This window comes from Vibrio tritonius, from assembly GCF_001547935.1.
Taxonomy (GTDB): domain Bacteria; phylum Pseudomonadota; class Gammaproteobacteria; order Enterobacterales; family Vibrionaceae; genus Vibrio; species Vibrio tritonius.
The window spans coordinates 64,320-87,700 of record NZ_AP014636.1; the positions used below are offsets into that span (position 1 = coordinate 64,320).

Below are 23,381 nucleotides of genomic sequence, written 5' to 3' on the forward strand. Positions count from 1 at the left end.
GCAGCACAAGGCAGGGAATCACCCTGCCTTGAATGATAAATCACTATTTAGAAGGTTTTGCTGCAAATTTCTCTAACCCCAGTACCACACCGATAGCGCATAGCATGAGAAGGATTGCGACAAACAATTGAGATGGTTGAGCGGTAACTGATTCAAATTCGAAAGGTGATAAGTTGTGCTGCAGTAGTGGCACCTGTTCACCATGCGAATTGGTTCTCCAAGTCAATGTCTCTTTCCATGGCCATATTTTAGGCAAAGTACCAAGCATCAATCCAGTAAGGAACATTAATGTGGTGTCACGATGGCGTTTAAGAAGCCACGATAGCAAGTGAGAAAAGCTAAGCAAGCCAATCACACAGCCAATTGCAAATAACCCCAGTGTACTGACTTGCATGCCTTTTACCGCGCTAAGAATGGGAGCATACATGCCGAGAAGCAGTAGGATAAAGCTGCCCGAAATGCCAGGAAGAATCATGGCGCAAATTGCTACGGCCCCACAGATTAAAATGTTGATGCTGGTGGGATCCATGGCGACAGGCTTAAGTACCGTGATGCTGTAAGCCAAAGCCACACCAATAAACAAAAAGCCCCATTGCACCCATTGTCTATGTTCTACCTGTTTTAACATGTGATAGACCGATACCAAAATCAGACCAAAGAAAAACGACCAAATCGGAATAGGGTGTGTAACTAAAAGCCACGAGATAAGTTTTGCGAGCGTTAAAATGCTGGTCAAAATACCCGCAAATAGAGACATCAGAAAGAATAAGTTGATGTGTGCACAGACCGCTTTAAAGCCTTGTTGTCGCCAAAGCGTAAATAAACTTGGGTTGATGCGACGGATGCTTTCTAGCAACGTATCATAAACTCCAGTAATAAATGCGATAGTGCCACCTGACACGCCAGGGACAACATCGGCTGCACCCATTGCGATGCCTTTGAGGTAAGTACTTAAGTAATTCATTGAATACCTTAACATGCCAAACTGAGAGCTGCAGTATAACGAACTTTTTTCATAGTGACTGCTTTGTCGTGATGGCTTTGCAAAGAATTTGCGAAACAGTAAGAAGAGATATTTGCAAAATGAGACAGATTGGTTTGCATATTGCAAATAATAATGGGATATGAAGATTGAATTACGCTTTTATGAACAAAAAATAATCAAAAAGTAGTATTAAAAAGTTGGCACGCTTACTGCATATATAAATACGACCCTTATTAAAGCCGAGGGTCACCTAGCCAACTGACGTTGTTAGTGAATAGTATTGTTCACAAAATATCTAAGCCAATCGTACCTTATTTACGATTGGCATTTTTTTTGTCTTGAATTTGGTGGTGGACGTTAAGTCGCTAACCGAAAGAGAGCCTGCTTCCATTAAATCGCAACTTTTTCAGTAGAATTTGTACATTGGTACGCCCTTCTTCATTAAACTGTAATCCATAGAGTAAGTTATGCCCTGTGTGGCCAACATTACAAATTAACCCCTCTAATGGTGGTAAATCATGTTTTATTGCGGATGAATCGCAAATCTCAATAGTTAAAGGTTCTCCCATATAAAACTGATGACCCAGTTTAGGCAGTGAAAACTGACATCCGTTTTTAGATAGATTACGAATTTCACATTCTCTTTGAGTCGATGAGTGAATGATCCTTCCAGTGATTTTTACATCATAACGAGGTTCTTTTCGTAATTGGCGAACTTTCATGGAATGAGGAATGGATAAGGCGATGAGTGGAAAAGGATAACGTTGAATAAACTTGATTTGACTCCGAAAATGGATAACGGCCCCAAATCCTTTTTGGCCGATCGCTTTCGCGTTAAGCCAAAAGCCTTCTTGAAAATAGTCATTCCAGTCTTCAAAAGAGAGTTGTGGTGGCTCAATAAATACAACTGATGAAGAGTGAGGGCCGATAAAGCGTGCGTGACAGAAAAACTTTCGTCCTACAGGTGTGGTAATATTGAGTGTAATGTCACTACTGTGCTCAATGAGCTCAAGAGCTTCGCTACTATGTAATGTCGATTCTTCGGTTAGGGATGGGGTGTTATCAGCTAAATCAGTCAGCTGGGAATCCATGGATTCATTTTCCTTCGTCTGCATGCATATTTTCAAATGCGCCTACAACTTTTATTTCGATTGGCTATTATACCCAAGTAACCTCAAGATGCGGTTTCAGCGAGAATGTATTCGCTCATCAACAAGCCCATTTCCGCGCCCAATTACATTGAAAGGGAATAACCATTCCTTCCGTAATTGAGCTTGACCTGTGCTCGTTGATGAAGCTCTGAAGTCTGCATCTTGAGGTCATTTGGGTATAGTACCTAAAACAAAGTTGGTAAGCCTTTTAGAGAACGTTGTAGGTTACAACTTATAGTTGCATATCATAACGCTTTGATTAATTTATGAAAGGGGAAATTATGTTCAACAGCTATACGCATGGAAAAACGAGCAGCGCTTGGCGAATGATTTAAACTCAATCAGGCTAATTTAACCAACGTTATTTAAGAGGAGTTGCACTGCTAAGAAGTAGGGCTAGGTCATATTGGACGTGGTGTAGTGGTTATTTTAACGATGAATGGGATGAGATAATGCCTAAGTGTTACGTGTCTAGGCATCATCTTAAATGACCTGCACAGTAGCAAGACTCAGCGTACTAGTGCTTGCGAAGCATTTTTCACCTTCTGATCGGGTTTACATCGCTCAATCACTTCAGGGTTACGGTGTATTTGTTCAATTAACTTCCGATCTCTTTGCGAAAAATAGATATTTTCAGCAGCTTGGCCACGCAGTTTCATTGTTTCAACAAAATCTTTCATCATGGTCACTCCAACTCATCTGGTTCGCTAACTCCCTTGATTGGGGAGGAGGATTTCCCGCCATACTGGCTGGCTTTAGACCGAGTATAGTTGCAAACTTGTTAGTTTAAAGTGCTATTTTGTTAAAGAATATTTGCTCTAGAGAGTGGCTTTCAGGGTTAAGCTAACGACAGCATGATCACTGGCATAGGCATCATCATCGAAATTAGGGTTGACCAGATGTTTATCGAGAACTTGATAATGGATGAGCTCTGCGCGGGGAAAGTCAGATGAGCCATGCAGCTCCCAAGAGAGCAATATGTAGTCTAATACATTGCCTTTTGCGCCATGGTAATGGGTGGCAGGTCGCGACCATGGCTCTTCATGAAACCAAATGGCACCTGCATCAATGAGTTGATAAGGCGCGATTTGTGTTGGTTCATCGGTTCTTGGGTGCGCATGAATGTTGAGAGCGGCTAACTCACTATTGGCTAAGCTTTGATTAAAATCCCCCATTAAAACAACAGGGTGTGCGGTTTGTTTTTTACGTTCAACAATTGAATGGTAAAGAAGATGACACTCCCAGCCTCGTTGAACTGTAGATAACCAACGACCGACACAGGCTTGTTGCCACTGATCTAGGCTAGTGGTGTCATTTGATTCCAAATTGAGCGCGTTATCCATTGGGCGTTGAGATTTAAAATGCACAATGTAGACATCAATTGTGCCCAGCTCGGGCAGGGTGATTGTTGCTCGTAAAGGTTGACGACGATAGTCCTGCTGGTTTTGGGTTAGGTTGGATGGGTAGTCGACGGCACACACTTCATCTAAAGGGTAACGGCTTGCAATGGCGACGACAGGAGCGGTGTAAAGATACTCCTCTTCTATCGTAGGATCGGTTACGGTGGCAAAGTGTGGGTAACCGAGTTTCAGAACTTGTTGTTTTAGCTCTTCACTGCTGAATACTTCTTGAAAGGCGATAATATCAGGGCGTACCTGTTCTATTTGCTTTGCGATCCATTGCTGCTTCTTTTGCCACTGTTCACTGTCGTAGATATTGTGAAACGCATAGCAAGCGTTGGGTGGTGCCGCGTAATTGAGTAAATTAAGGGTCGCAAAAGTAAAGTTCATGAACCGATCCTATGGAGATAACAGATGGTGTTAATAAGATGTGACAGAGTCTTGTTAAACAGAAGTGTATACCCAAATGGCCTCAAGATGCAGAATCTAGCGCTTCATCAATAAGCCTTAGTCGTGCTCAATTACGGAAGAAATGGTCATTCTCTTTCAACGTCATTGGGCGCAGAAATGGGCTTATTGATGAGCACCCAAGGGGCGAGCTGTATTTGATCCTATGCTGCGTTATCGATTTTCTACGTAGAATAACTATGTATTCAAATCGGAGCCTTGCCTATAAGCGAATACATTCTCGCTGAAACAGCATCTTGAGGTTACTTGGGTATATTAACCGAAAGGATACCAAAACAACTCGGTTTGCAAAATACGTTTGGTCAGCGCCAACAAGACAATAATCACTAAGGCGGTTAACCAAGCATAGTCGGTTTTAGTCATGGGTTTGAGACTATACCAGGTGCGAGTTTTCTGACGGCCAAATCCTCGCAGTGTCATTGCATTTGAAATGTCTTCTGCTCGGTCAAGGCTAGAGAAAATTAATGGTCCAAGTACCTTAGAGACGTTTTTCATGCGCGTAAAAAACGGTGTATTGGCCGAGAGGTCAACCCCTCGAGCTTGTTGGGCATGCATGATATTGACGAAATCCTTTTTCACTTCGGGCAAATAACGAAGGGTTAAGCTCACCGCATAAGCAATTTTATAAGGCACTCCTAAGCGATTTAAGCTGGCAGCAAATTCCGTTGGATGGGTGGTAAATACAAACACCAACGCAATTGGGAACATAGAAAAATACTTAAGGGTGACTGTAACTAAGTAAAAGAGGGTTTCTTGGGTCAGGCTATAGTGTCCTGGAAGTTCAAGAAGCACATGCGCCGCGTTGAGGTACTGTGAACCTTGTTGTGGGGCAAGCAAATACATGAACAGTGCATTCATTAGTAGCACTGTTCCGGTACCAATTAATAACGGACGATAAACCGACATAGGGACTTTAGTGATTTTTAACAACACTAAACCTACTGCCAGCAGCGAGCCAATTAGACGCAAATCAAATGTTGTGAGTACCACGGTGATCCAAGCGATAAACAGCACAAATTTAGTTATGCCATTTAGGGCATGTAATGGCGAGTCGGTATCAATATAACTGATACCAAACTTCATTTTTTCGCTTTTCATAATGCCGCTTTCTCTTGTTGAATAAAGTGGGTCATAAAATTCAGAGGATCGCTAGTACCTAATCGGCATGAAAGCTCGTAGAGACTGGTAGTGGTTAAATTCGCTTTAGCCAATAATTGTGGTTGAGTGAAGACTTCTATCATGGCTTGGTCGGCTAAAAGACGGCTGTCCGCGATAACGATAGAACGAGTGGTATATTCCAACACTAAATGCATGTCATGGGAGATGATCATGACAGTGATATCGAGTTTGCGGTTAAGCTCTTCAATGAAGCTTAACATGGCTGTGTAATTGCGATAATCCTGCCCTGCTGTTGGTTCATCAAGAATCAGCAGTTTCGGTTCCATGACCAAAATAGACGCAATGGTAACGCGCTTCTTCTGCCCATAACTTAATGCTTCAATTGGCCAATGGCGGAATTTACTTAAACCACAGAGTGTCAGCATTTCATTGACTTTCTTTTCAATGCTAGCTTCATCATCCCCACGATTACGTAAGCCAAAGGCGACTTCATCAAAAATCATATGATGGGAAATCATATGATTTGGGTTTTGCATCACCACGCCGATTTTTTGGCTGCGCTCGAAGATAGAAAGGGTCGCTAAATCGATACCATCGAACATCATACTGCCCGCATCGGGTTCGATAACCCCCATAAGCAGCTTGGTGATGGTGGATTTACCGGAGCCGTTTTTACCCAATATTGAGACAAACTCGCCATGGGCAATATCGAAAGATAAGTCGTCTAGCGCTTGGCGCTTTCCATCGTAGGAGTAGCTTAAACCGCGCACCGATAAAAGAGGCGATAGGGATTTTGCTGCGGTTTTATCAATGGCGTGCACTCCCCATTGCGTCATCGCAGCACGGTATGGCTCAAGATTTAATTGGGCTAATGATTCTGGGTGATGTTCTGCCGCTATCTGACATCCTGCTGCTTTTAATGCCGACAAATACAGGGGTTCACGAATGCCGTGTTTTGATAGTAGGTCGGAGGAGAGCAGTTGGGCTGGCGTCATGTCTGCGACGATTTCACCTAGCTCCATCAATATAATGCGATCAACCGGTCGATGCAGTACATCTTCAAGACGGTGTTCAATAATAATGATGGTTTTACCTGATGTTTGATGCAGTTCATCAATGATTTCAATCGTTCGTTTGCCTGACACGGGATCCAGTGACGCAAGCGGTTCATCAAACAGCAGTGTTTCTACATCGTCAACGAGAATGCCCGCTAAAGAGACGCGTTGTTTTTGGCCTCCCGACAGGTCATCAGGTGCTTGTTGTATAAGTTGTTCTAGATCGACCAACTGAGCGGTTGATTTAACCAGCGGGTACATTTGCGCAGGGCTCAAATTTTGGTTTTCTAGAGCAAAAGCAATGTCTTCACCAACCGTTAAGCCAACAAATTGGTTATCTGTATCTTGTAATACAGTGCCAACTTGTTCGGTGAAGTTATCCATAGAAAAATCGGTGGTCGCGTGATCATTAAAGGTAAGACTGCCCTGAGTCTCACCTTTGATGCTGTGCGGAATTAACCCATTTAAACATTGGCCTAGGGTAGATTTGCCACTACCACTAGGTCCAATGATTACGATTTTCTCGCCTTGCTCTATCCTTAGATTGATGTTTTTTAGCGTCGGTTTGTCCAGTGACGCGTAACGAAAAGAGAAGTTAGAAAACTCGATGGTCATGCCCGATTATGCCTCGGTCAGATTGCGACTTTGTTTGTTACGTTTCGCTAGGGCTTTCAGAATAAAGTAACCTACGATTGCGATCAGTACCGTGTTGCCCACAGCGACAATCGCCATCTGTGTGTACACTTTGGCATCTGGTTCGCCATAAAGAATACTGTCTAGGAATGCAGAACAGCCGTAACCAATTACGTTACCAGCCAGTGCAAGGCCAACAAACAGGATGAAATCACGGATAGGGAATAGTCCTTTCTCTAAGTTTCGTTGAGTAAGGGAAGGGAACATGCCCATCACAAAGCCAACGATGCCTGAGCCTAATACCCAAGTTAACCAAACACCCCATCCGGCAAATAGATCCGTTACCCAGTGGCCAATAAATCCGACTAGGAAGCCAACCAAGGGACCAAACATGACGGAGAATAAAGCCAGCACAGCCATCGCTGGTTTCAGGGTGGTATTAGCGAAAACGGGAATACCAAACATAGGCAGTCCACCAATACCATAAAGAGCAGCACCAATCGCAATCACTACGACAGTTTTCGCGGAGAGATTCATAACGGATCCTTTGTTTAAAGAACGATTATTACAATCGATATTTTTGCTGACTGTAAAATTAGGGGGCGCATTATATACTCATCTACTATCAAGATGCTATTTGTTCACAGAATTTCGCGTATGAAATTTGTTCACTTAACGGCAACTTTATCAGTCGATTCTGTTTATTAAAGATAAATGTGTTCATTTGACGCAATCCGTTGCGTATAAACAGACAGAGTCTTCGGTTTATTCAGAGCAGACTTGGTTGCGACCATTGGCTTTCGCACGGTAGAGCGCTTTGTCTGCACGGTAAAACGTTCTTTGGGTGTTTTCGCCTAAACGATGCAGGGTCACGCCCACACTTACGGTTAATCGTCGTTCACCAAGTACTTCTTTCCAATCCAGTTGTTCTATGTTTTTACGCAGTTCTTCGGCGTGCACTAAAGCTTGGTTTAAGTCTACATTTTCGACTATGACTAAAAACTCTTCACCACCGAAGCGCACACAATGATGACCCGGTCGATTAAATTGCTGCAGAATTTGTGTGGAGACGTTAACGATGGCTTTATCACCGGCAAGATGGCTTAGTTCATCGTTAATGGATTTAAAGTGATCGATATCGACCACCAGAAAAGCAAACTCAGTTTCATGGATTAAAAGCTCTTTTAAGCAACTTTCCATCCAACGCCGGTTTTTTAATTGAGTGAGAGGGTCGGTAAACACATCTTGTTGTAGCTGAGCTACTTCGTGTTTTTGGCTTTCGGTTGTCTCTTTCAGCTCCCGATTTTCCATTTCAGATAGGATCAGCTTGAGTTGCAAATCGAAGCGTGCCAAACGGCGCAGTTGGTTTGCTCCCAAATCCGCAATTGGAATTTGAGAAATAAGGTGAGACTCGGTTTCAAATCCCAATTTTTCGTAAAAGAGTGACTCTTTATACAAACCTCGCTCTGCGTAGATGTCACTGTAGGCTTGGTAAAGCTCAATCTTTAGTTCAGGTTTACTGCGATGTTGTAAACGACGTTGTGCGTTATCGAGTAAGTAAGTTGCGAGGGCTGGGCGAGAAGGAAGTAAACATCGTGCTTGTTCAATCCTACTTTTACAGGCAAACCAGTTAGAACGAATATTACCTACGGCATAGGGAATATTCGCTAATATACGCAAAGCCTCGCTCAAGTTGCCGTGCTGACGATGCAACTGAGATTGGTAAAGCATGATCTGCCCAGTCAATAGCTTATCACTCACCAGAATCGACAGCTCTTCACATTCTTTTAATATTTCGCGTGCCGCGGGCAGTTTGTTCAAGGTAACAAAACAACTCAGTTTGTGCAGTTTGTAGTGTAAGCGCAAGCTGCGGCTGGATAGAGCATGGTCAACGTGATCTATTTTTTGATAATAGCGCAGTGCTCGATTTGCATCTCCAAAGCTTTCACACAGTTTTCCCATGCCCAAGATAGCACTGGCGTAGGTATCTATATCGCCATGCTCAATTGCATATTGAGTGATACTGACGTATTCCTTCAATGCCTGAGCGTAGTCACCCTGAGTGAGGTAGCGTTCGCTTAATGCGTTTTTTGCCATCAGCACCAAATCGGCTCGACGGGCGTAACTAGAGTCAATATTGGTCAGTATGCTAAGTGCTTGATTCAGCTCGTCAATACTTTTCGAAAGCTGTTGTATGCTGAGTTGATGTTCCGAGCTAATGATATGGCAAAGCGCTTGCTCACTAGGTTCAGTTGCCACCTTGATTCTGATTTCATTCCACATCTCGATCGCTTGAACACCTGAAACGGTGGTGATGTCGTAGCCGGCATCTTGTACTTTATTCAGTAGAGCTTCCATTTAACGATCTCCTTGCTGTTCATCTTCTTGTTCAAGCTGTTCGAGGGTAAATGGAAAGGTCAAAAGATCTTGAATCTTGATGGTTGGTAAGTTGGGGGCAATCCCTTTACGTTGCCAAGGGTAAATTGCCATCATTTGGTTTAAAATCCGATACAGTTCTTCTGCAGAAGCGCTTTGCTCATCCACCAACCATCCTAAACGGTCGCTACTGATTTGCGCCAGATAGTCCCCTTGAGTACACAAAGTGTGGGCGATTTCTGCGCATGCATCGATGCAATCAGGGTTTGGGTGACGAATGGTAATGACCGAATAGTTGGCTTTTGTCAGTTGAGTTTTTAACTGGACTAATTGCTCCCACCATAGGGTTTCTGAAATTATCCGATTAAAATGTCGACCAGATTCATGAGCGTGTTGAGCGTGGATACGATTGATCAGTTTTCGAGCTTTTTTCTCTAATTGGTGCTTGGACAGGCGCGCCTTATCGGAGCCTAACTGTAATGTGCGGGCGCGGATATGTTCAATTGAGTGATGACGATACAGTTTAAAGCTGTTGAGCGCTAAATCCATTTGCTCACTTTTCTCATGAGCTAAGGATTGTTTATAGTAAATACGTGCTAAAAGGCTGGCGTAATTAGCATGGCATGCCTTAGCTAACCCTTCTGCTTCCTTCAAGAACGTAAGCGCAAGTTGAGGCTCTTCTCTTAGTAGTTCAATACGAGCTTTACTCATTAAAGCGAGCGTTTTCATCCAAATATGCTGTTGTTTATCAGCTAAGGCATAGGCATTGTCGGCTGCATATTCAGCTTCATCAACATGTTTTAACCCAAGTAAAGCAACCGCTCGAAAATCCCATAACTGCGCTTCTTGTGCATTATTGGGTGTTCTTTTGAGAAGGTCTTCGGCCCCTTGCAATACGGTGAGCATTTCTGCAAACGACTCAAGAAGATGGAGGTCCCATGAGAGAAGGATACGAGATTGAATCTCTAAGTTTTCATTGCGAGTAGCGTTGGCGACGCGAACGGCAAGTTCATGGGCTATTTTTGCTAACCCATACTCTTCAGTTTCTCGCCAGACGTTACCTAATCCGATAAGAGATTCAATTTGGACACTCACACCGTCTGACCATGCGGATTGTTCTAACGATTGAATCCAAAAATGTTGTGCAGAGTAGTATTGTGCTTGATGCCAGTAAATCAACGCATGAATGTGAAGGATTTCAGCAAGATTGTCATCGTTATCCAGTGTTTGTTGAAATTTAAGTGCGGCTTTGATGTGTTTGGTGCTGAGTTTTAAATCGTCGAGTTGCAGGGCTGCACGCGCTGCAATGATCAGACACTGCAACACCGCATCAGGAGAATGCTGCTCTTTGGCGGTGATTAAACAGCCTTGAACATTCGATAACGCGCTTGCAGGTTCAATAGTCAACTGATCGTTCAGTTGCTGAATTTGTTGCTCTAGAGAGAGACTGCAATTACTCAAACTTCAACATCCTATGGCGTAGTGGTTTATGCGTTCCATGCATACACTGGGGTTTGCTGGCCCGCTAATAGCGCTCTATTTGGGCTCAGTCTTTATATCGAAGATTATAGATAACATAAGCGCATATTGCTCCTATGGACTCACCCTTGGATATTCAATATTTAGCACAAAATATGCCAATCACAATTATGATAGTAAGCAAAAAGAAAAGTGCTGAATTCTCATAAGGTTGGTTCATTATATACTGAACTGCCGATGAGATGCCTTAGATTTTTATGCATGTTGTAGAGTATCAATTCGACAAACTATTGACATGTGTTATACCCCCTGTTTTTAAGGAATTATGCATCATATAGTCAATTTAATGACTGTTTCTCACCTAGTGTTGACACCGAAAGCTGTACAACATTTTTTTTTGTATAACTCATTTTTATTGTGCTATATATTATACAAATTAGTTTTTTGTACAATGGTGGTGTCATGGAATCGGATTCTATTCTTATCGGTGTCAGTGCTTGTGTTGTCGGTGATGAAGTGCGTTTTGATGGTGGGCATAAAAGTAATAACTTTGTCTCTAAGGAATTGGGGCAGTTTGTGCGATATGTTCCAGTCTGTCCTGAGGTTGGTATGGGAATGCCCGTTCCTCGGCCCACTATTCGCTTGGCTTATTCTGGGGACGCGATTGCTTTGGTTGAAACGAAGAAACCGAGTAATGATCACACAGAAGCCATGCTAGCGTATTCCCACAAGAAGGTTAATAAATTGATGGAGCAGCCATTATGTGGCTATGTGGTTTGCGCAAAATCCCCCACTTGTGGCATGGAAAGAGTCAAAGTCTATCGAGAAAACTCCGCGGAGAAAGATGGAGTGGGTCTGTATACGCAGGTACTCAAACAGCAGATGCCTTGGTTACCCATTGAGGAAGATGGCCGGTTAAACGACCCTGTACTGCGAGAAAATTTCGTCACACGTATTTTTTGCCTACATGATTTCTACGAATCGATGGGAGAAGTGCCAACCGCAGGAAAAATCGTCGAGTTCCATAGCCGTTACAAATTGACACTGATGGCGCATCACCCTGATTCGTATCGCTCTCTTGGTAAGCTTGTCGCTAATGTTAAACAGTATGAGACACAAGAGTTTGTTGCGCTGTATCGCCTTGGTTTGATGCAAGCTTTAAGTGTTAGAGCGACCCGGAAAAATAACACCAATGTGTTGATGCACATCCAAGGTTATTTCAAACGTGCCTTGGATAAACAGCAAAAGGCTCAATTTACCCAAGTGATTCACGACTATCGTGAAGGGGTGCTACCACTACTAGCCCCCATTACCTTAATTAAACATTATCTTTCTCTTTTCCCTGATGACTATTTAAGTCAACAAAGATATTTAACCCCTTATCCGCAGGAGCTGAAGTTACGTTATGGGTTGTGAATTAAAATGGTATGCCATTCGTGAAGTTGCTGAATTGACAGGTGTTAAGCCTGTAACCTTAAGGGCGTGGCAGCGTCGTTATAATTTAATCAAGCCGCAACGCACGGATAAAGGGCATCGGCTCTATTCAGAGCAAGATATTAGTGAGATTCGACAGATCCAAAGTTGGCTCGCCAAAGGAGTCGCAATTGGTAAGGTGCCACAGCTGCTGGCGGGAGAGAATGCCGACATGTTAGCGGCAGATCCCCTAGCACGACTTGCTGAATGTGAAACGGTGCTGATGAGTCTTGCTCAGTTACAGCGCCAAAAAGTGCAGCAAACGATCTCTTCGGTATTAAAAGAGTACCCGTTGAATATCGCTGAAAACCAGTTTGTAGGGCCGATTGTTGAATCGCTAGAGCAAGTTAAAGCGCCAATAAGAACCTTGCAAAAAGCGCTATTTCAAAGCGTGATGCTCAGTCGGTTGTCTGCCATTTTGGAATCGGAAAACAAGGCGGCCAAAAAGGGGCGCTGTTTATTTGTTAACCTCGATTCGGTGGGGAACCTATTTGCTTGGCTGCATGCGGTAGAAGTGAGTAGCGAAGGCTGGAATGTGACCATGCTAGATGGCGTTGACGAGTTGTCTGCTTTGATCGAGCACGGCTGTTTGGATGACATGAGTTCGCTGGTGTTGTTTTCCAACCGGCCTGTTCCCGAAGGGCAAATGGAGCTCATTGACCAACTCATGACTCGTTTTGGCAGTCATGGCCGAATTGGTGGTGCGTTACACACCTTTTTAAAGAGGGATAAATGATGCAAATTGTCTGGTTACGTCGAGATCTTAGAACGATAGATAACAGTGCTCTTAATAGAGCGATTGCGACACAGCAGCCTACGATAGCAGTGTTCACGGCGACTCCAGAACAATGGGCATCGCATGACATGGCCCCGATTCAAGCCGATCTTATTTATCGCCGTTTGTTTGAGCTTAAAGACGAACTGTCGCAACTCAATATTCCCTTGTGTTATATCCAAGTGCCTGATTTTGTTCAAGCATCGCACTGGGTTGCTCAATTTGCCTTTCAATTGGGTGCTCAGCGTGTATTGGCGAACAAAGAATACGAAATTAATGAAATTCGACGTGATGAGCTTTGTGAGCAGAAATTAGCCGAGCAGGGTATCGACTGGTTAGCGCTAGAAGATAAGTGTGTGCAAGCGCCCGGCTCGGTAAGAAATAAACAAGGTGAATACTTTAAAGTGTTTACCCCATTTAAACGTGCTTGGTTAGCTCAAATGCAACCGATTAAAATTACAAAGACCATTGCCGCGAAGAAAGTAGAGAGTTGGCCGGAGGCTATCTCATCCTGTTTGTGGTCCGATGGTCAAGATTTTGACTACCCTCGGCTCGATAGCAGTCACTGGGGAGTGTCGTTCGATGATATTCGTCAGCAGCTGCGTGAGTTTTGCCGGGATAAGGTGGCCAATTATCAGCAGGAGCGTGATTTTCCTGCATTGGAATCAACCAGCCAGCTTTCTCCTTATCTTGCTCTAGGGTTTATTTCTGCTCGTCAATGTATGGCCAGACTTTATGCAGAAGCTCAGCCAACCGGTTTAACGCCGGGTGCAGAAACTTGGTTGAGTGAGTTAATCTGGCGCGAGTTTTATCAACACCTGCTGCACTTTGAGCCTAAACTTTGTCGCCACCTAGATTTTAATGCGTGGGGAAAGCATGTGCCTTGGTTGAACGATAAAGTGTTATTCCAAGCGTGGTGTGAGGGAAGGACAGGGTATCCGATAGTCGATGCGGCAATGCGTCAACTTAATTCAACAGGATGGATGCATAATCGTCTGCGTATGATTGTGGCCAGTTTTCTGACTAAAGATCTGCATATCGATTGGCGGTGGGGAGAGCGCTATTTTATGCGTCAGCTTATTGATGGAGATTTTGCCGCTAATAACGGTGGTTGGCAGTGGTGTGCGTCTACCGGATGCGATGGCCAGCCCTATTTTCGTATTTTTAACCCTACCAGCCAAAGTGAAAAGTTTGATGGTGAGGGCCATTTTATTCGTCGTTGGATTCCAGAGCTGAAAAATATAGAGAGCAAATGGATACACGAGCCATGGAAAGCCCCGAACTTTTTCTCCTTCGCTTATCCTAAACCGATCATAGATCATAAAGCGGAGCGCGAAGTGGCGTTGGCGAGTTATAAACAGGCGAAGGAGTATTGATTCATAGGTCAAAAGCACAGTAACCTAACTGCAGTGTGTAATACCTAGGATAAAACAATCAATGCGACGTAAATTACTGTTATTCGTCAGTTTAGTGTTGTGCAGTAGTGCATCGTCATCCTGGGCGGCTACCTTCAATTTGCCGCCCAAAGGAAGTCGGATGGTGGGTGGATTGCAATATCATGTGGTGAAACCTCATGAAACTATGGCTCAGATTGCTAAACAGTATGATGTGGGTTTTTTGGCGCTTATGGCTGCTAATAAAGGCGTGGACCCATTTTTGCCCCAAGAAGACTATGTGTTGACCATTCCATCGCAAATTATTTTACCTAATGCTCCGTATCAAGGCATTGTGGTTAACTTGGCAGAATTGCGCTTGTATTACTTTGAACCCGCTCGTGGAGTGGTGCATATTTTCCCTGTGGGTATTGGTCGTATCGGGCGGGATACACCAGAAATGGAGACATCGATTAGCCAAAAACGTCCTCATCCTACTTGGACTCCTCCTCAGTCGATTCGTAATGAATATCGAAAGCAGGGTAAAGAACTTCCTGCGGTGGTGCCAGCAGGTCCAAATAACCCACTTGGAGACTATGCGCTTCGTTTGGCTTATGGTCATGGAGAGTACCTTATTCATGGAACCAACAAAGATTTTGGGATTGGTTTACGGGTCAGCTCTGGATGTATTCGCATGGAGCCTAAAGACATTGATTGGCTGTTTCATCATGTGAAGACTGGCTTAAAAGTGAATATTATTAATGAACCGATCAAAGTGACATTAGAGCCTGATCGCAGTGTTTATGTTGAAGCCCACGAACCGTTAACTCGCAGCAACGGTGTTAAGAAAAAACTGGTTGTACCGATGGAGCTTGGTTGGTGGCTTGATGAATTTGGTTTATCGGATGCAAAAGCAGAGGCCGTCATTAAAGCGCAAAATGGCGTACCAGTAATGGTGGCGGCAACGGAGCGCTAGCTTTGTGAATAACGAACAATAAAAAAGAGTCAGCATTGCTGACTCTTTTTTATAAAACTAATGACTTACTTGGTGTAAGACTGTGCGATGTTATCGATGCGTTCGTTAGCACGAGCGGCTTCTTCTTGGGCTGCGGTTGCTGCATCAGAAGCTTGGTTTGCTTTAGAAGCTAAAGCAGCGTGTTCACTTTTCAATGACGCGACTTCATCGTTAAGCTGGCTTACTTGATTACTCAGCTCGTCCAATTTTGCAGTGGTTGCTGAATCTGGTCCAGACGCACAACCGGCCAGTAGAAGAACCGATGACGTTGCAGCTGCCAGTAACATCTTGTTCATATTGAACTCCTTGATAGGTGGTTTTTTTCCAAAAGCCCTATATCTTTCTTTTCGCAATATAGTGACGAATTAAGTGTAGTGCCAATTTTAAGTGACCCGTTAAGGGATACGTCAAAATAACCCAAAAATTTTATCAATAAAACAATTAATTGTCGTGTGCCGAGTGCAAAAACTCAGAAGTGAGTAATGAATCAAGTTGAGTGAGTCATTTATTTCCAGATGCCATTTCTGCGAGTCCGCGTTCAGCATTTGCCTAAATGATTTACATTGATGAGCAGCTATTTAGAAAATCAGAATATCCATGATGGAATATTTCCGATCTTTTCTATGCTTAAAAAGGCAAATCGCGGTAATATACGCTGTTTTTGATAGCAACCCCTCTCTGCCAATAATAAGGTGGCAGTAATACGTAATTGGAGAATCCTTTGCAGTTTAATGAATTAGGCTTAGATAACCGTCTATTGAAGAACTTAGCCCACTACAACTTCAAGCAAGCGACTGATATTCAGAAGCAAGCTATTCCGTACGCGATTTTGGGCAAAGATTTGTTAGCATCTTCAAAAACGGGGTCAGGTAAAACACTGGCTTTCTTGCTACCTATGCTGCACAAGTCACTAAAAAATAAAGCGTTATCAGCAAAAGATCCGCGCGGTTTGATCCTGGTGCCGACGCGCGAGTTGGCGAAGCAAGTGTATGGCGAATTACGCTCTATGCTGGCGGGGATGAGCTACAGTGCGACATTAATTACTGGTGGTGAGAACTTTAACGACCAAGTAAAAGCGTTGCGTCGTTACCCACGTTTTATCGTGGCAACGCCAGGACGTCTTGCGGATCACCTTGATCATCGTTCCCTATTTTTAGATGGATTAGAGACTCTCGTTCTCGATGAAGCCGACCGTATGCTGGATTTAGGTTTCGCTCCTCAGTTACGTCGCATTCATAATGCTGCCAAGCATCGTCGTCGCCAAACGTTGATGTTCTCAGCAACCTTGGATCACGGGCAAGTGAATGATATCGCGTCAGAAATGTTGAACGATCCACGTAGCATTTCGATTGGCGTCTCAAATGAAGTTCACACTGATATCACGCAGCGCTTCTATTTGTGTGACCATTTAGATCATAAAGAAGCGATTTTGGACCGTTTGATTGAACAAGAAGATTATCGCCAATTGATTATCTTTACTGCGACTCGTGCAGATACGGAGCGTTTAACCAAAAAATTGAATGAACGTAAACTTAAAGTGGTGGCACTCAGTGGTGATCTGAACCAATCTCAGCGTAACACCATTATGAGCCAGTTTGAGCGAGTGGTGTTTAAGATTCTAGTGACAACCGATGTGGCTTCACGTGGTTTGGATATCTCTAACGTAACCCACGTGATTAACTTTGATATGCCAAAACATACCGAAGAATATGTGCATCGTGTTGGTCGTACTGGTCGAGCTGGGGCAAAAGGTGATGCGATTTCTTTAGTTGGCCCTAAAGATTGGGACAGCTTTAAACGTGTTGAGCGTTACCTTCGCCAAGACATGCGGTTTGATGTATTAGAAGGCTTAGAGGGTAAATTTAAAGGTATTAAACCTCGTAAGCCAGTAAACAAGAAAGCGAAACCTAAATATAACGCCAAACCTAAAGCGAAGACAGCAGCACCAAAACAAGCGAAGCGTGATAAGAGCTTTTATCAAAATGTCGCGGTGGGAGATAATGTCTTTATTCCGAAGAAGAAAGTTGCCCCGAAAGTGGATGATGAGTAATCACGTCGGTTATCCGTGTTATTGAAGTAACATCAAAAGACAAAAAGGCAGCTTACGCTGCCTTTTTCATTTCTGTTGTTACCGATAGGCTGAACCTAGGTTCTCACTGAATCTCAGCGTTATACCTACACTTTAAAGTAACTCAGTTCCTGCTTCTGTTGTTCAGCTAAGCTAGACAACTCTTGGCTTGCTGCAGCAGATTGAGTAATACCTGTCACATTTTGGCTAACTAACTCGTACATGTTGCTTAAGTTACGGTTGATGTCACCAGTCACTTGGCTTTGCTCTTCTGCAGCACTCGCCACTTCAGTGTTCATCACACTTAAATCTTGGATCGATTGGTTGATAGAATCTAATGATTGGCTCAACTGTGTGGCGAGATCTTGGTTGTCTTGCAACGTATTTAAGCTCGACATCACGCTATCATTCGCTGCACCCGATTGAGATTGCAGCTCTTCAATAATCGCTTGGATCTCTTTGGTTGAGTCTTGAGTACGCGCTGCCAACATTCGCACCTCATCGGCTACCACGGCAAATCCACGCCCTGTTTCACCAGCGCGAGCCGCTTCAATTGCTGCGTTAAGCGCCAGAAGGTTGGTCTGTTCTGAAATGCCTTGAATCACTTCAATCACCTGACCAATTTTTTCCGATTGGACTTTTAAGCTATTAACTACATCAGCAGCGACACTGAGTTGGTCCACCATTTTGCCGTTGGCGCGATGACTTTGTTCAAACATCGATAAGCTTTGTATCGTTAACTCTTTTGCTTGTTGTGCCGCTTGATCAGCTTGATGTGCATTATGCGTTACGGTAGTGGCAGCCCCCTCAAGTTGATTAACAGCAGAGGCAACTTGTTCTACTTCTTGGCGCTCTTGGTCTGAGTTGACCGTTGATTGTGTCATTACGGCGGCTAGCTCTGTTGCAGCAGAAGCCACATCTGTACTAATCCTTACCAGAGAACCTACGGTATTTCTTAGTTGCTCAATCGTGATGTTCACATCACGTGATAGGTCAGCGATTTCGTTGTTGCCATGCACTTCTGCTTTTTCGAGTAAATTGCCTGAAGCGACATTACGCATGGTTTGTTGCAATTGGCGAATGGGTTTGACAATAACACCCGCCAAAATCCAACTGGAAATCGCGGCGAGTATCAAAATAACGATTAAGCCGATAATACTGCTTTGCATAACTGCAGAGTGACGTTGACCGTTACGTTCCATATTCTCAAGTGCGATATTGTTGAGTTTGGTTGAGAGCGCATTAATTGCTGCCACCATATCTTGGCCTTCTTTACGATACAAAGCGGAAGCTTGCTCATAGCGTTGGTCGAAAGCCGCATCGGTGGTGTTGTTATGCTTGAATTGCAGCAAAGGAATCATGGTTTCTATGGAATAGTTCACATATTCGTTCATTGCACCGCGCAAAGTGTCCACTTGTGGAGATAACTCAGATACGTCATTAAGCGATGTAAGATACTGATTATTCTGAGCTTGCTTTTCCTGAAGTGAAGACTTTAGTTCTGCAACATCTTGCGCACGAAACAAGCTGTATATCGCCTTGATTCTCATACCGTAAGTATTGTCTATAATCTTAATGACTTCTTCTTTATGACGAATTAAATCTTGAGTTGACTTTGATACGTCATGAAACGCGTCCTTTAACGTCGAAGTGCTGTAGGTAATACCGATGATGAGTAGCAGCATCGTGATAAATACCGGCACTACGACTTGTAACTTGATAGACAAGTTACTGAGTAACTGGCGCATAAAGTGATCCTTTTCCCTTTGACATGGAACTGTAATGAAAATGAATATTAATATACCCAAATGACCTCAAGATGCAGAATTCAGAGCTTCATCAACGAGCCCAGGTCAAGCTCAATGACGGAAGGAATGGTTACTCCCTTTCAACGTCATTGGGCGCAGAAATGGGCTTGTTGATGAGCTCCCAAAGGGCGAGTTGTATTCGCTCCTATGCTGCGTTACCGATTTTCTACGTAGAATGACTATGTATTCAAATCGGTGCCTTGCCTATGAGCGAATACATTCTCGCTGAAACAGTATCTTGAGGTTACTTGGGTATAACGAAAATAGCGCTAAATAATAACGGTTATTAATCGGATTTCAACGCAATTTTTCAATTCGTTATAACATTAGATTATATACTCTAACCATGCTCACAAATCACTAATAATCAAGATGTTGAAATAATAGTTATATTAGCTATAGGTAATGTAAGTCGAATTTTATAGGTGTTTTTATTCATATCGAGGGGGACATATTCTCTCAATATGAGGATGATAAATAAAATTCACAATTGTCATATAGGGTTCAATTTTCTGAAACATAACTGTCATATTTCACCCCTAAAGTGGGCATCGTTGATTAAGACAACGGCGTATAGCCTCTTAAAGGAAACATGTGATGAAAAAAACGGTATTCGGTGCTATTGCTCTATTGGGCGCACTTGCTTTTAATCCTGCATCAGCAAACGAAACTATCTCTGCAGTCGGTTCTAGCAGCGTGACTCCTCTTATGGAGTACTTTGCAGAAACGTACATGAAATCTCATCCTAAAGTGTTTATCGAAGTTCAAGGCCCGGGTTCATCTGCGGGTATCAAAGCGGCTAAAAACGAAAGTGCCGACATCGGCATGTCTTCTCGTGGATTAAAAGCCTCTGAAAAAGAAACTAACCTTGTTGAAGAGACGATTGCTCGTGACGGTATTGCAGTTGTAGTTCACCCTAGCAACAAAATTAAGGGGCTAACTGCTGAGCAAATCTCTGAAATCTATAAAGGTAAAATCTCCAACTGGAGCCAAGTGGGCGGCGAAAACAAACCTATCGTTGCTATCACTCGTGATACGGCTTCCGGTACTCGTGGTGCGTTTGAAGAAATTTTGGAATTAAAACGCAAAGTGAATGGCATGACTGTTTCTGCAATTTCGCAACGCGCTCAAGTGGCGAACGGTAACGGTGGCCTAAAAACAATGGTGGCATCTAACCCTTACGCTATTGGTTATATTTCACTAGGCTCAGTTGACAAGTCGGTTCATGCATTGGCGGTTGACGGTGTGGAAGCAAGTGTTGCTAATGTGAAGAACGATACCTACAAAGTAGCTCGTCCTTTCCTAGTGCTTTACAAAAAAGGTAAACCTTCTGCTGAAGCGCAAAAATTCCTAGATTGGATGCTAACACACGATGCTCAAGCGATTGTTAAACAACATGGCTACATCGACATCCACTAATTAAATGACTTTTTTGCTCAGCCTAAATTTGGGCTGAGCTTTTTGTTCTCACTATTTTAACTATAGTTGAGTATTGAATATGACCATCGCAAACAATAGTGAAAAGCTTATGACTGGTGAAAAAGCACCTATCGTTCCATCAGGCCTGCGAGCAAAAAAACGCATTGATTGGAAAGAACGAATTTTCCACGGTTTGTTTCTAACCAGTGCCGTGATTGGCATCGTTTCCTTGGCCGTTATTGCCTACTTTATTATTCGCGAAAGCCTTCCAGCATTTAAAGAAGCCGGAATTACAGGCATCGTATTGGGTGAAGAGTGGCTCCCTCCTGCATTGTATGGTGTCGCAACCATGATTGTTGCGTCCGTTGTTTCGACGTTTGGCGCTGTTGTTTTAGGCGTGCCGATTGGCGTGTTAACAGCGGTATTTATCGCTGAGATTGCACCTAAACGCGTAGCGGATATTATTCGTCCTGCAGTTGAATTGCTGGCGGGGATTCCGTCGGTTGTTTATGGCTTCTTCGGTTTGGTCATTATCGTTCCTTTGATTCAGCAAGTATTTGATGTACCAGCGGGTAACACTATATTGGCTGGTATCGTTGTGCTTGGAGTGATGATTTTACCAACAGTGATTACGGTTTCTGAAACGTCTATTCGCGCTGTGCCTGCCGCTTATCGTGAAGGATCGCTTGCGTTAGGCGCATCGAAAATCTATACCATTTTCAAATTGCTTGTACCAGCTGCTCGCTCTGGGATCATGACAGCTGTGATTCTAGGTATTGGACGCGCGTTGGGGGAAACCATGGCGATTATCATGGTTATGGGGAATGCACCTGCAATGCCACAAGGCATTTTGGATTCGGCACGTACCTTAACTGCCAATATTGCGATTGAAATGTCATACGCTAGCGGCGTGCATGCTAATGCACTCTACGCCACCGGTGTTGTGCTGCTGGTATTTATTATGATGCTGAATGCTGCGTTGTTGTATTTGAATCGTGAGAAAGCGAGGTAATTGGTATGGATCGCGCAAAATTAAAACAAGCTCGTAAGAACAAAGATACATTGCTAAATGCTCTTATCTGGCTTTCTGCCGCACTTACCGTTGGCTTTTTATTCTGGATTATTTGGTACATTCTCTCTAACGGTTTGCGTTTTGTCGATTGGCACTTTATCAGTGACAACTACACTCGTACTGGCGATGAACACGGTATTTTCCCAATGATTGTCTCCACCATTTACATGGTGATTGCATCGATTGCTGTGGCTGCTCCGTTAGGAATTATGACCGCTATTTACCTGACTGAGTATGCGAAAGTCGGCAGTAAATTGGTTAAAGTGATTCGTTTTTGTACTGAGTCACTTGCTGGTATACCTTCGATCATCTTTGGTCTGTTTGGTATGACTTTCTTTGTGGTTATCTTAGGTTTTGGCTTCTCGATTTTATCGGGCGCACTGACATTGAGTATTTTGATTCTTCCGGTCATCATTCGCACCACGGAAGAGGCATTAATGTCGGTTCCACACACCTATCGAGAAGGCTCATATGGTTTAGGTGCTTCAAAAATCTATACTATTTGGCGTTTGATTCTACCAAGTGCGATGCCAGGGATTCTAACTTCTGTTATTTTGAGTATCGGTCGTGTGATCGGTGAATCTGCTCCGGTCTTTTTGACCGCAGGTATGGTGGCACGTATTCCAGACTCTTTAATGGACTCTGGTCGTACACTCACGGTTCACCTGTACAAGCTGACCACGGAGCTTTTTACCGTGGAAGAGTGGAACCAAGCTTATGGTACGGCAACGGTGCTGATTGTGGTGGTGTTACTGATTAATATGATCACCAAATTCATCGCAAGTCGTTTCAATTCTGCAACTTACTAATCACGCAGCGTACTAGACCGAATTTAGAGATAAAAACAATGAACAAATTTAGCATCGAAAAATTGAATCTATTTTATGGCGAGAATCAGGCTCTTAAGTCGATTGAGCTGGCGATTCCTACTCAACAAGTAACGGCACTTATCGGCCCATCTGGTTGTGGTAAATCAACATTATTGCGTTGTTTGAACCGTATGAACGACTTGATTGAGGGCGTTCGCATTACCGGTAAAGTGGCGATGGATGGTGAAGACATCTATGGCGATGTGGATGTCGCAGACCTGCGAATCAAAGTGGGCATGGTATTCCAAAAACCAAACCCATTTCCGATGAGTATTTATGAGAACGTAGCCTATGGTTTACGTGCGCAAGGTATCAAAGATAAAAAACACATTGATGAAGTGGTTGAGCGTTCACTTCGTGGTGCTGCGCTGTGGGATGAAGTTAAAGATCGTTTGAAATCACATGCCTTTGGCTTGTCTGGTGGTCAACAGCAACGTCTGTGTATCGCGCGTACTATCGCGATGGAACCTGAAGTGATTTTGATGGACGAACCGACCTCAGCACTAGACCCGATTGCGACCAATAAGATCGAAGATTTGATGGAAGAGTTGAAGAAAAACTACACCATTGTCATCGTGACACACTCAATGCAACAGGCTCGTCGTATTTCCGACCGTACCGCTTTCTTCCTTATGGGAGAGTTGGTTGAGCATGGTGAGACTGCGCAGATATTTAATGAACCGAAAGATGAACGTACTCGTGGTTACGTGAACGGTGATTTCGGTTAATAGGACGAATTATAACTATAATGCGATGGTAAATTTGCCCCTCCAGTGTGAGGGGCTTTTTTGTTTTTCTAACGAATTTTTAGATAAATAAAGAGATTAGGGAATTTTGTACCGC

The 23,381-nt window shown here is 43.5% G+C and carries 21 protein-coding genes; 10 read left to right on the top strand and 11 right to left on the bottom strand.

Annotated features, from left to right (window positions below):
• Positions 1–43 precede the first annotated feature (43 nt).
• From JCM16456_RS15570 to JCM16456_RS15605, 9 genes are all read right to left on the bottom strand, one after another.
• Complete coding sequence (locus JCM16456_RS15570; RefSeq protein WP_068716210.1) at positions 44–964, bottom strand: DUF368 domain-containing protein; 921 nt, start codon at positions 962–964, stop codon at positions 44–46.
• A 386-nt stretch (positions 965–1,350) separates the two neighbouring features.
• Entirely contained in the window at positions 1,351–2,100 is a 750-nt protein-coding gene (locus JCM16456_RS15575) for a PilZ domain-containing protein (protein ID WP_082712334.1), read from the bottom strand.
• Positions 2,101–2,645: 545 nt separating this feature from the next.
• Positions 2,646–2,819 carry a hypothetical protein gene (locus JCM16456_RS23760; RefSeq protein ID WP_156430563.1) on the bottom strand — a complete coding sequence of 58 codons (174 nt, stop codon included), beginning with the start codon at positions 2,817–2,819 and terminating at the stop codon, positions 2,646–2,648.
• Positions 2,820–2,954: 135 nt separating this feature from the next.
• Complete coding sequence (locus JCM16456_RS15580) at positions 2,955–3,926, bottom strand: endonuclease/exonuclease/phosphatase family protein (protein ID WP_068716213.1); 972 nt, start codon at positions 3,924–3,926, stop codon at positions 2,955–2,957.
• Between the two features lie 333 nt (positions 3,927–4,259).
• Positions 4,260–5,102: an energy-coupling factor transporter transmembrane component T family protein gene (locus JCM16456_RS15585; protein WP_068716215.1), complete on the bottom strand. Its 843-nt coding sequence runs from the start codon at positions 5,100–5,102 to the stop codon at positions 4,260–4,262.
• A complete protein-coding gene (locus tag JCM16456_RS15590) occupies positions 5,099–6,793 on the bottom strand; it encodes an ABC transporter ATP-binding protein (RefSeq protein ID WP_068716216.1) in 1,695 nt (564 codons plus the stop codon). Before JCM16456_RS15590 ends, JCM16456_RS15585 begins: the two co-directional genes overlap by 4 nt.
• Before the next feature lie 6 nt (positions 6,794–6,799).
• Complete coding sequence (locus tag JCM16456_RS15595; protein WP_068716218.1) at positions 6,800–7,348, bottom strand: ECF-type riboflavin transporter substrate-binding protein; 549 nt, start codon at positions 7,346–7,348, stop codon at positions 6,800–6,802.
• Between the two features lie 228 nt (positions 7,349–7,576).
• On the bottom strand, positions 7,577–9,169 hold the full coding sequence (locus JCM16456_RS15600; protein ID WP_068716220.1) for a GGDEF domain-containing protein: 1,593 nt from the start codon (positions 9,167–9,169) through the stop codon (positions 7,577–7,579).
• On the bottom strand, positions 9,170–10,648 hold the full coding sequence (locus tag JCM16456_RS15605) for an ATP-binding protein (RefSeq protein ID WP_068716222.1): 1,479 nt from the start codon (positions 10,646–10,648) through the stop codon (positions 9,170–9,172).
• 480 nt (positions 10,649–11,128) lie between these two features.
• Between JCM16456_RS15605 and JCM16456_RS15610 the strand changes: the two genes are divergently transcribed.
• From JCM16456_RS15610 to JCM16456_RS15625, 4 genes are all read left to right on the top strand, one after another.
• Positions 11,129–12,082, top strand: a complete 954-nt coding sequence (locus tag JCM16456_RS15610; protein ID WP_068716223.1) for a YbgA family protein — start codon at positions 11,129–11,131, stop codon at positions 12,080–12,082.
• The gene (locus JCM16456_RS15615) at positions 12,072–12,875 is read left to right on the top strand and encodes a MerR family transcriptional regulator (RefSeq protein WP_068716224.1); all 804 of its coding nucleotides are present in this window, start codon (positions 12,072–12,074) and stop codon (positions 12,873–12,875) included. The genes JCM16456_RS15610 and JCM16456_RS15615 overlap by 11 nt, the downstream gene beginning before the upstream one ends.
• The gene (gene phrB / locus JCM16456_RS15620; RefSeq protein WP_068718967.1) at positions 12,875–14,290 is read left to right on the top strand and encodes a deoxyribodipyrimidine photo-lyase; all 1,416 of its coding nucleotides are present in this window, start codon (positions 12,875–12,877) and stop codon (positions 14,288–14,290) included. The genes JCM16456_RS15615 and phrB overlap by 1 nt, the downstream gene beginning before the upstream one ends.
• Before the next feature lie 61 nt (positions 14,291–14,351).
• The gene (locus tag JCM16456_RS15625; RefSeq protein WP_068716225.1) at positions 14,352–15,263 is read left to right on the top strand and encodes a L,D-transpeptidase family protein; all 912 of its coding nucleotides are present in this window, start codon (positions 14,352–14,354) and stop codon (positions 15,261–15,263) included.
• Positions 15,264–15,328: 65 nt separating this feature from the next.
• Here JCM16456_RS15625 and JCM16456_RS15630 read toward each other — a convergent pair whose 3' ends face one another.
• Positions 15,329–15,598 carry an Lpp/OprI family alanine-zipper lipoprotein gene (locus JCM16456_RS15630; RefSeq protein WP_068716226.1) on the bottom strand — a complete coding sequence of 90 codons (270 nt, stop codon included), beginning with the start codon at positions 15,596–15,598 and terminating at the stop codon, positions 15,329–15,331.
• A gap of 413 nt (positions 15,599–16,011) precedes the next feature.
• Between JCM16456_RS15630 and JCM16456_RS15635 the strand changes: the two genes are divergently transcribed.
• Positions 16,012–17,352 (top strand): DEAD/DEAH box helicase, encoded by a 1,341-nt coding sequence (locus JCM16456_RS15635; RefSeq protein WP_082712335.1) that lies wholly within the window; start codon positions 16,012–16,014, stop codon positions 17,350–17,352.
• A gap of 125 nt (positions 17,353–17,477) precedes the next feature.
• On the opposite strand, the gene JCM16456_RS15640 is transcribed toward JCM16456_RS15635, so the two are convergent.
• The gene (locus JCM16456_RS15640; RefSeq protein ID WP_068716229.1) at positions 17,478–19,118 is read right to left on the bottom strand and encodes a methyl-accepting chemotaxis protein; all 1,641 of its coding nucleotides are present in this window, start codon (positions 19,116–19,118) and stop codon (positions 17,478–17,480) included.
• A gap of 71 nt (positions 19,119–19,189) precedes the next feature.
• Here JCM16456_RS15640 and JCM16456_RS23765 point away from each other — a divergent pair, with 71 nt between their 5' ends.
• The 5 genes from JCM16456_RS23765 to pstB all read left to right on the top strand — a co-directional run bounded on the left by JCM16456_RS23765 (position 19,190) and on the right by pstB (position 23,266).
• The gene (locus JCM16456_RS23765) at positions 19,190–19,357 is read left to right on the top strand and encodes a hypothetical protein (protein WP_156430564.1); all 168 of its coding nucleotides are present in this window, start codon (positions 19,190–19,192) and stop codon (positions 19,355–19,357) included.
• Between the two features lie 418 nt (positions 19,358–19,775).
• Positions 19,776–20,597 carry a phosphate ABC transporter substrate-binding protein gene (locus JCM16456_RS15645; protein WP_068716231.1) on the top strand — a complete coding sequence of 274 codons (822 nt, stop codon included), beginning with the start codon at positions 19,776–19,778 and terminating at the stop codon, positions 20,595–20,597.
• Positions 20,598–20,676: 79 nt separating this feature from the next.
• Positions 20,677–21,609: a phosphate ABC transporter permease subunit PstC gene (pstC, locus tag JCM16456_RS15650; RefSeq protein ID WP_068716232.1), complete on the top strand. Its 933-nt coding sequence runs from the start codon at positions 20,677–20,679 to the stop codon at positions 21,607–21,609.
• A 5-nt stretch (positions 21,610–21,614) separates the two neighbouring features.
• On the top strand, positions 21,615–22,478 hold the full coding sequence (gene pstA / locus JCM16456_RS15655) for a phosphate ABC transporter permease PstA (protein ID WP_068716234.1): 864 nt from the start codon (positions 21,615–21,617) through the stop codon (positions 22,476–22,478).
• 38 nt (positions 22,479–22,516) lie between these two features.
• Positions 22,517–23,266: a phosphate ABC transporter ATP-binding protein PstB gene (pstB, locus tag JCM16456_RS15660; protein ID WP_068716236.1), complete on the top strand. Its 750-nt coding sequence runs from the start codon at positions 22,517–22,519 to the stop codon at positions 23,264–23,266.
• The last annotated feature ends 115 nt before the right edge of the window (positions 23,267–23,381 follow it).

Coding starts and splice junctions, on each gene's coding strand:
- JCM16456_RS15580 (WP_068716213.1), bottom strand. CDS start 3,926: ATGAACTTTACTTTTGCGACCCTTAATTTACTCAATTACGCGGCACCA.
- JCM16456_RS15625 (WP_068716225.1), top strand. CDS start 14,352: ATGCGACGTAAATTACTGTTATTCGTCAGTTTAGTGTTGTGCAGTAGT.
- JCM16456_RS15640 (WP_068716229.1), bottom strand. CDS start 19,118: ATGCGCCAGTTACTCAGTAACTTGTCTATCAAGTTACAAGTCGTAGTG.
- pstA (WP_068716234.1), top strand. CDS start 21,615: ATGGATCGCGCAAAATTAAAACAAGCTCGTAAGAACAAAGATACATTG.
- JCM16456_RS15590 (WP_068716216.1), bottom strand. CDS start 6,793: ATGACCATCGAGTTTTCTAACTTCTCTTTTCGTTACGCGTCACTGGAC.
- JCM16456_RS15585 (WP_068716215.1), bottom strand. CDS start 5,102: ATGAAAAGCGAAAAAATGAAGTTTGGTATCAGTTATATTGATACCGAC.
- JCM16456_RS15610 (WP_068716223.1), top strand. CDS start 11,129: ATGGAATCGGATTCTATTCTTATCGGTGTCAGTGCTTGTGTTGTCGGT.
- pstB (WP_068716236.1), top strand. CDS start 22,517: ATGAACAAATTTAGCATCGAAAAATTGAATCTATTTTATGGCGAGAAT.
- JCM16456_RS15630 (WP_068716226.1), bottom strand. CDS start 15,598: ATGAACAAGATGTTACTGGCAGCTGCAACGTCATCGGTTCTTCTACTG.
- JCM16456_RS15645 (WP_068716231.1), top strand. CDS start 19,776: ATGAAAAAAACGGTATTCGGTGCTATTGCTCTATTGGGCGCACTTGCT.
- pstC (WP_068716232.1), top strand. CDS start 20,677: ATGACCATCGCAAACAATAGTGAAAAGCTTATGACTGGTGAAAAAGCA.
- JCM16456_RS15595 (WP_068716218.1), bottom strand. CDS start 7,348: ATGAATCTCTCCGCGAAAACTGTCGTAGTGATTGCGATTGGTGCTGCT.
- JCM16456_RS15600 (WP_068716220.1), bottom strand. CDS start 9,169: ATGGAAGCTCTACTGAATAAAGTACAAGATGCCGGCTACGACATCACC.
- JCM16456_RS23765 (WP_156430564.1), top strand. CDS start 19,190: ATGCAGAATTCAGAGCTTCATCAACGAGCCCAGGTCAAGCTCAATGAC.
- phrB (WP_068718967.1), top strand. CDS start 12,875: ATGCAAATTGTCTGGTTACGTCGAGATCTTAGAACGATAGATAACAGT.
- JCM16456_RS23760 (WP_156430563.1), bottom strand. CDS start 2,819: ATGATGAAAGATTTTGTTGAAACAATGAAACTGCGTGGCCAAGCTGCT.
- JCM16456_RS15575 (WP_082712334.1), bottom strand. CDS start 2,100: ATGCAGACGAAGGAAAATGAATCCATGGATTCCCAGCTGACTGATTTA.
- JCM16456_RS15570 (WP_068716210.1), bottom strand. CDS start 964: ATGAATTACTTAAGTACTTACCTCAAAGGCATCGCAATGGGTGCAGCC.
- JCM16456_RS15615 (WP_068716224.1), top strand. CDS start 12,072: ATGGGTTGTGAATTAAAATGGTATGCCATTCGTGAAGTTGCTGAATTG.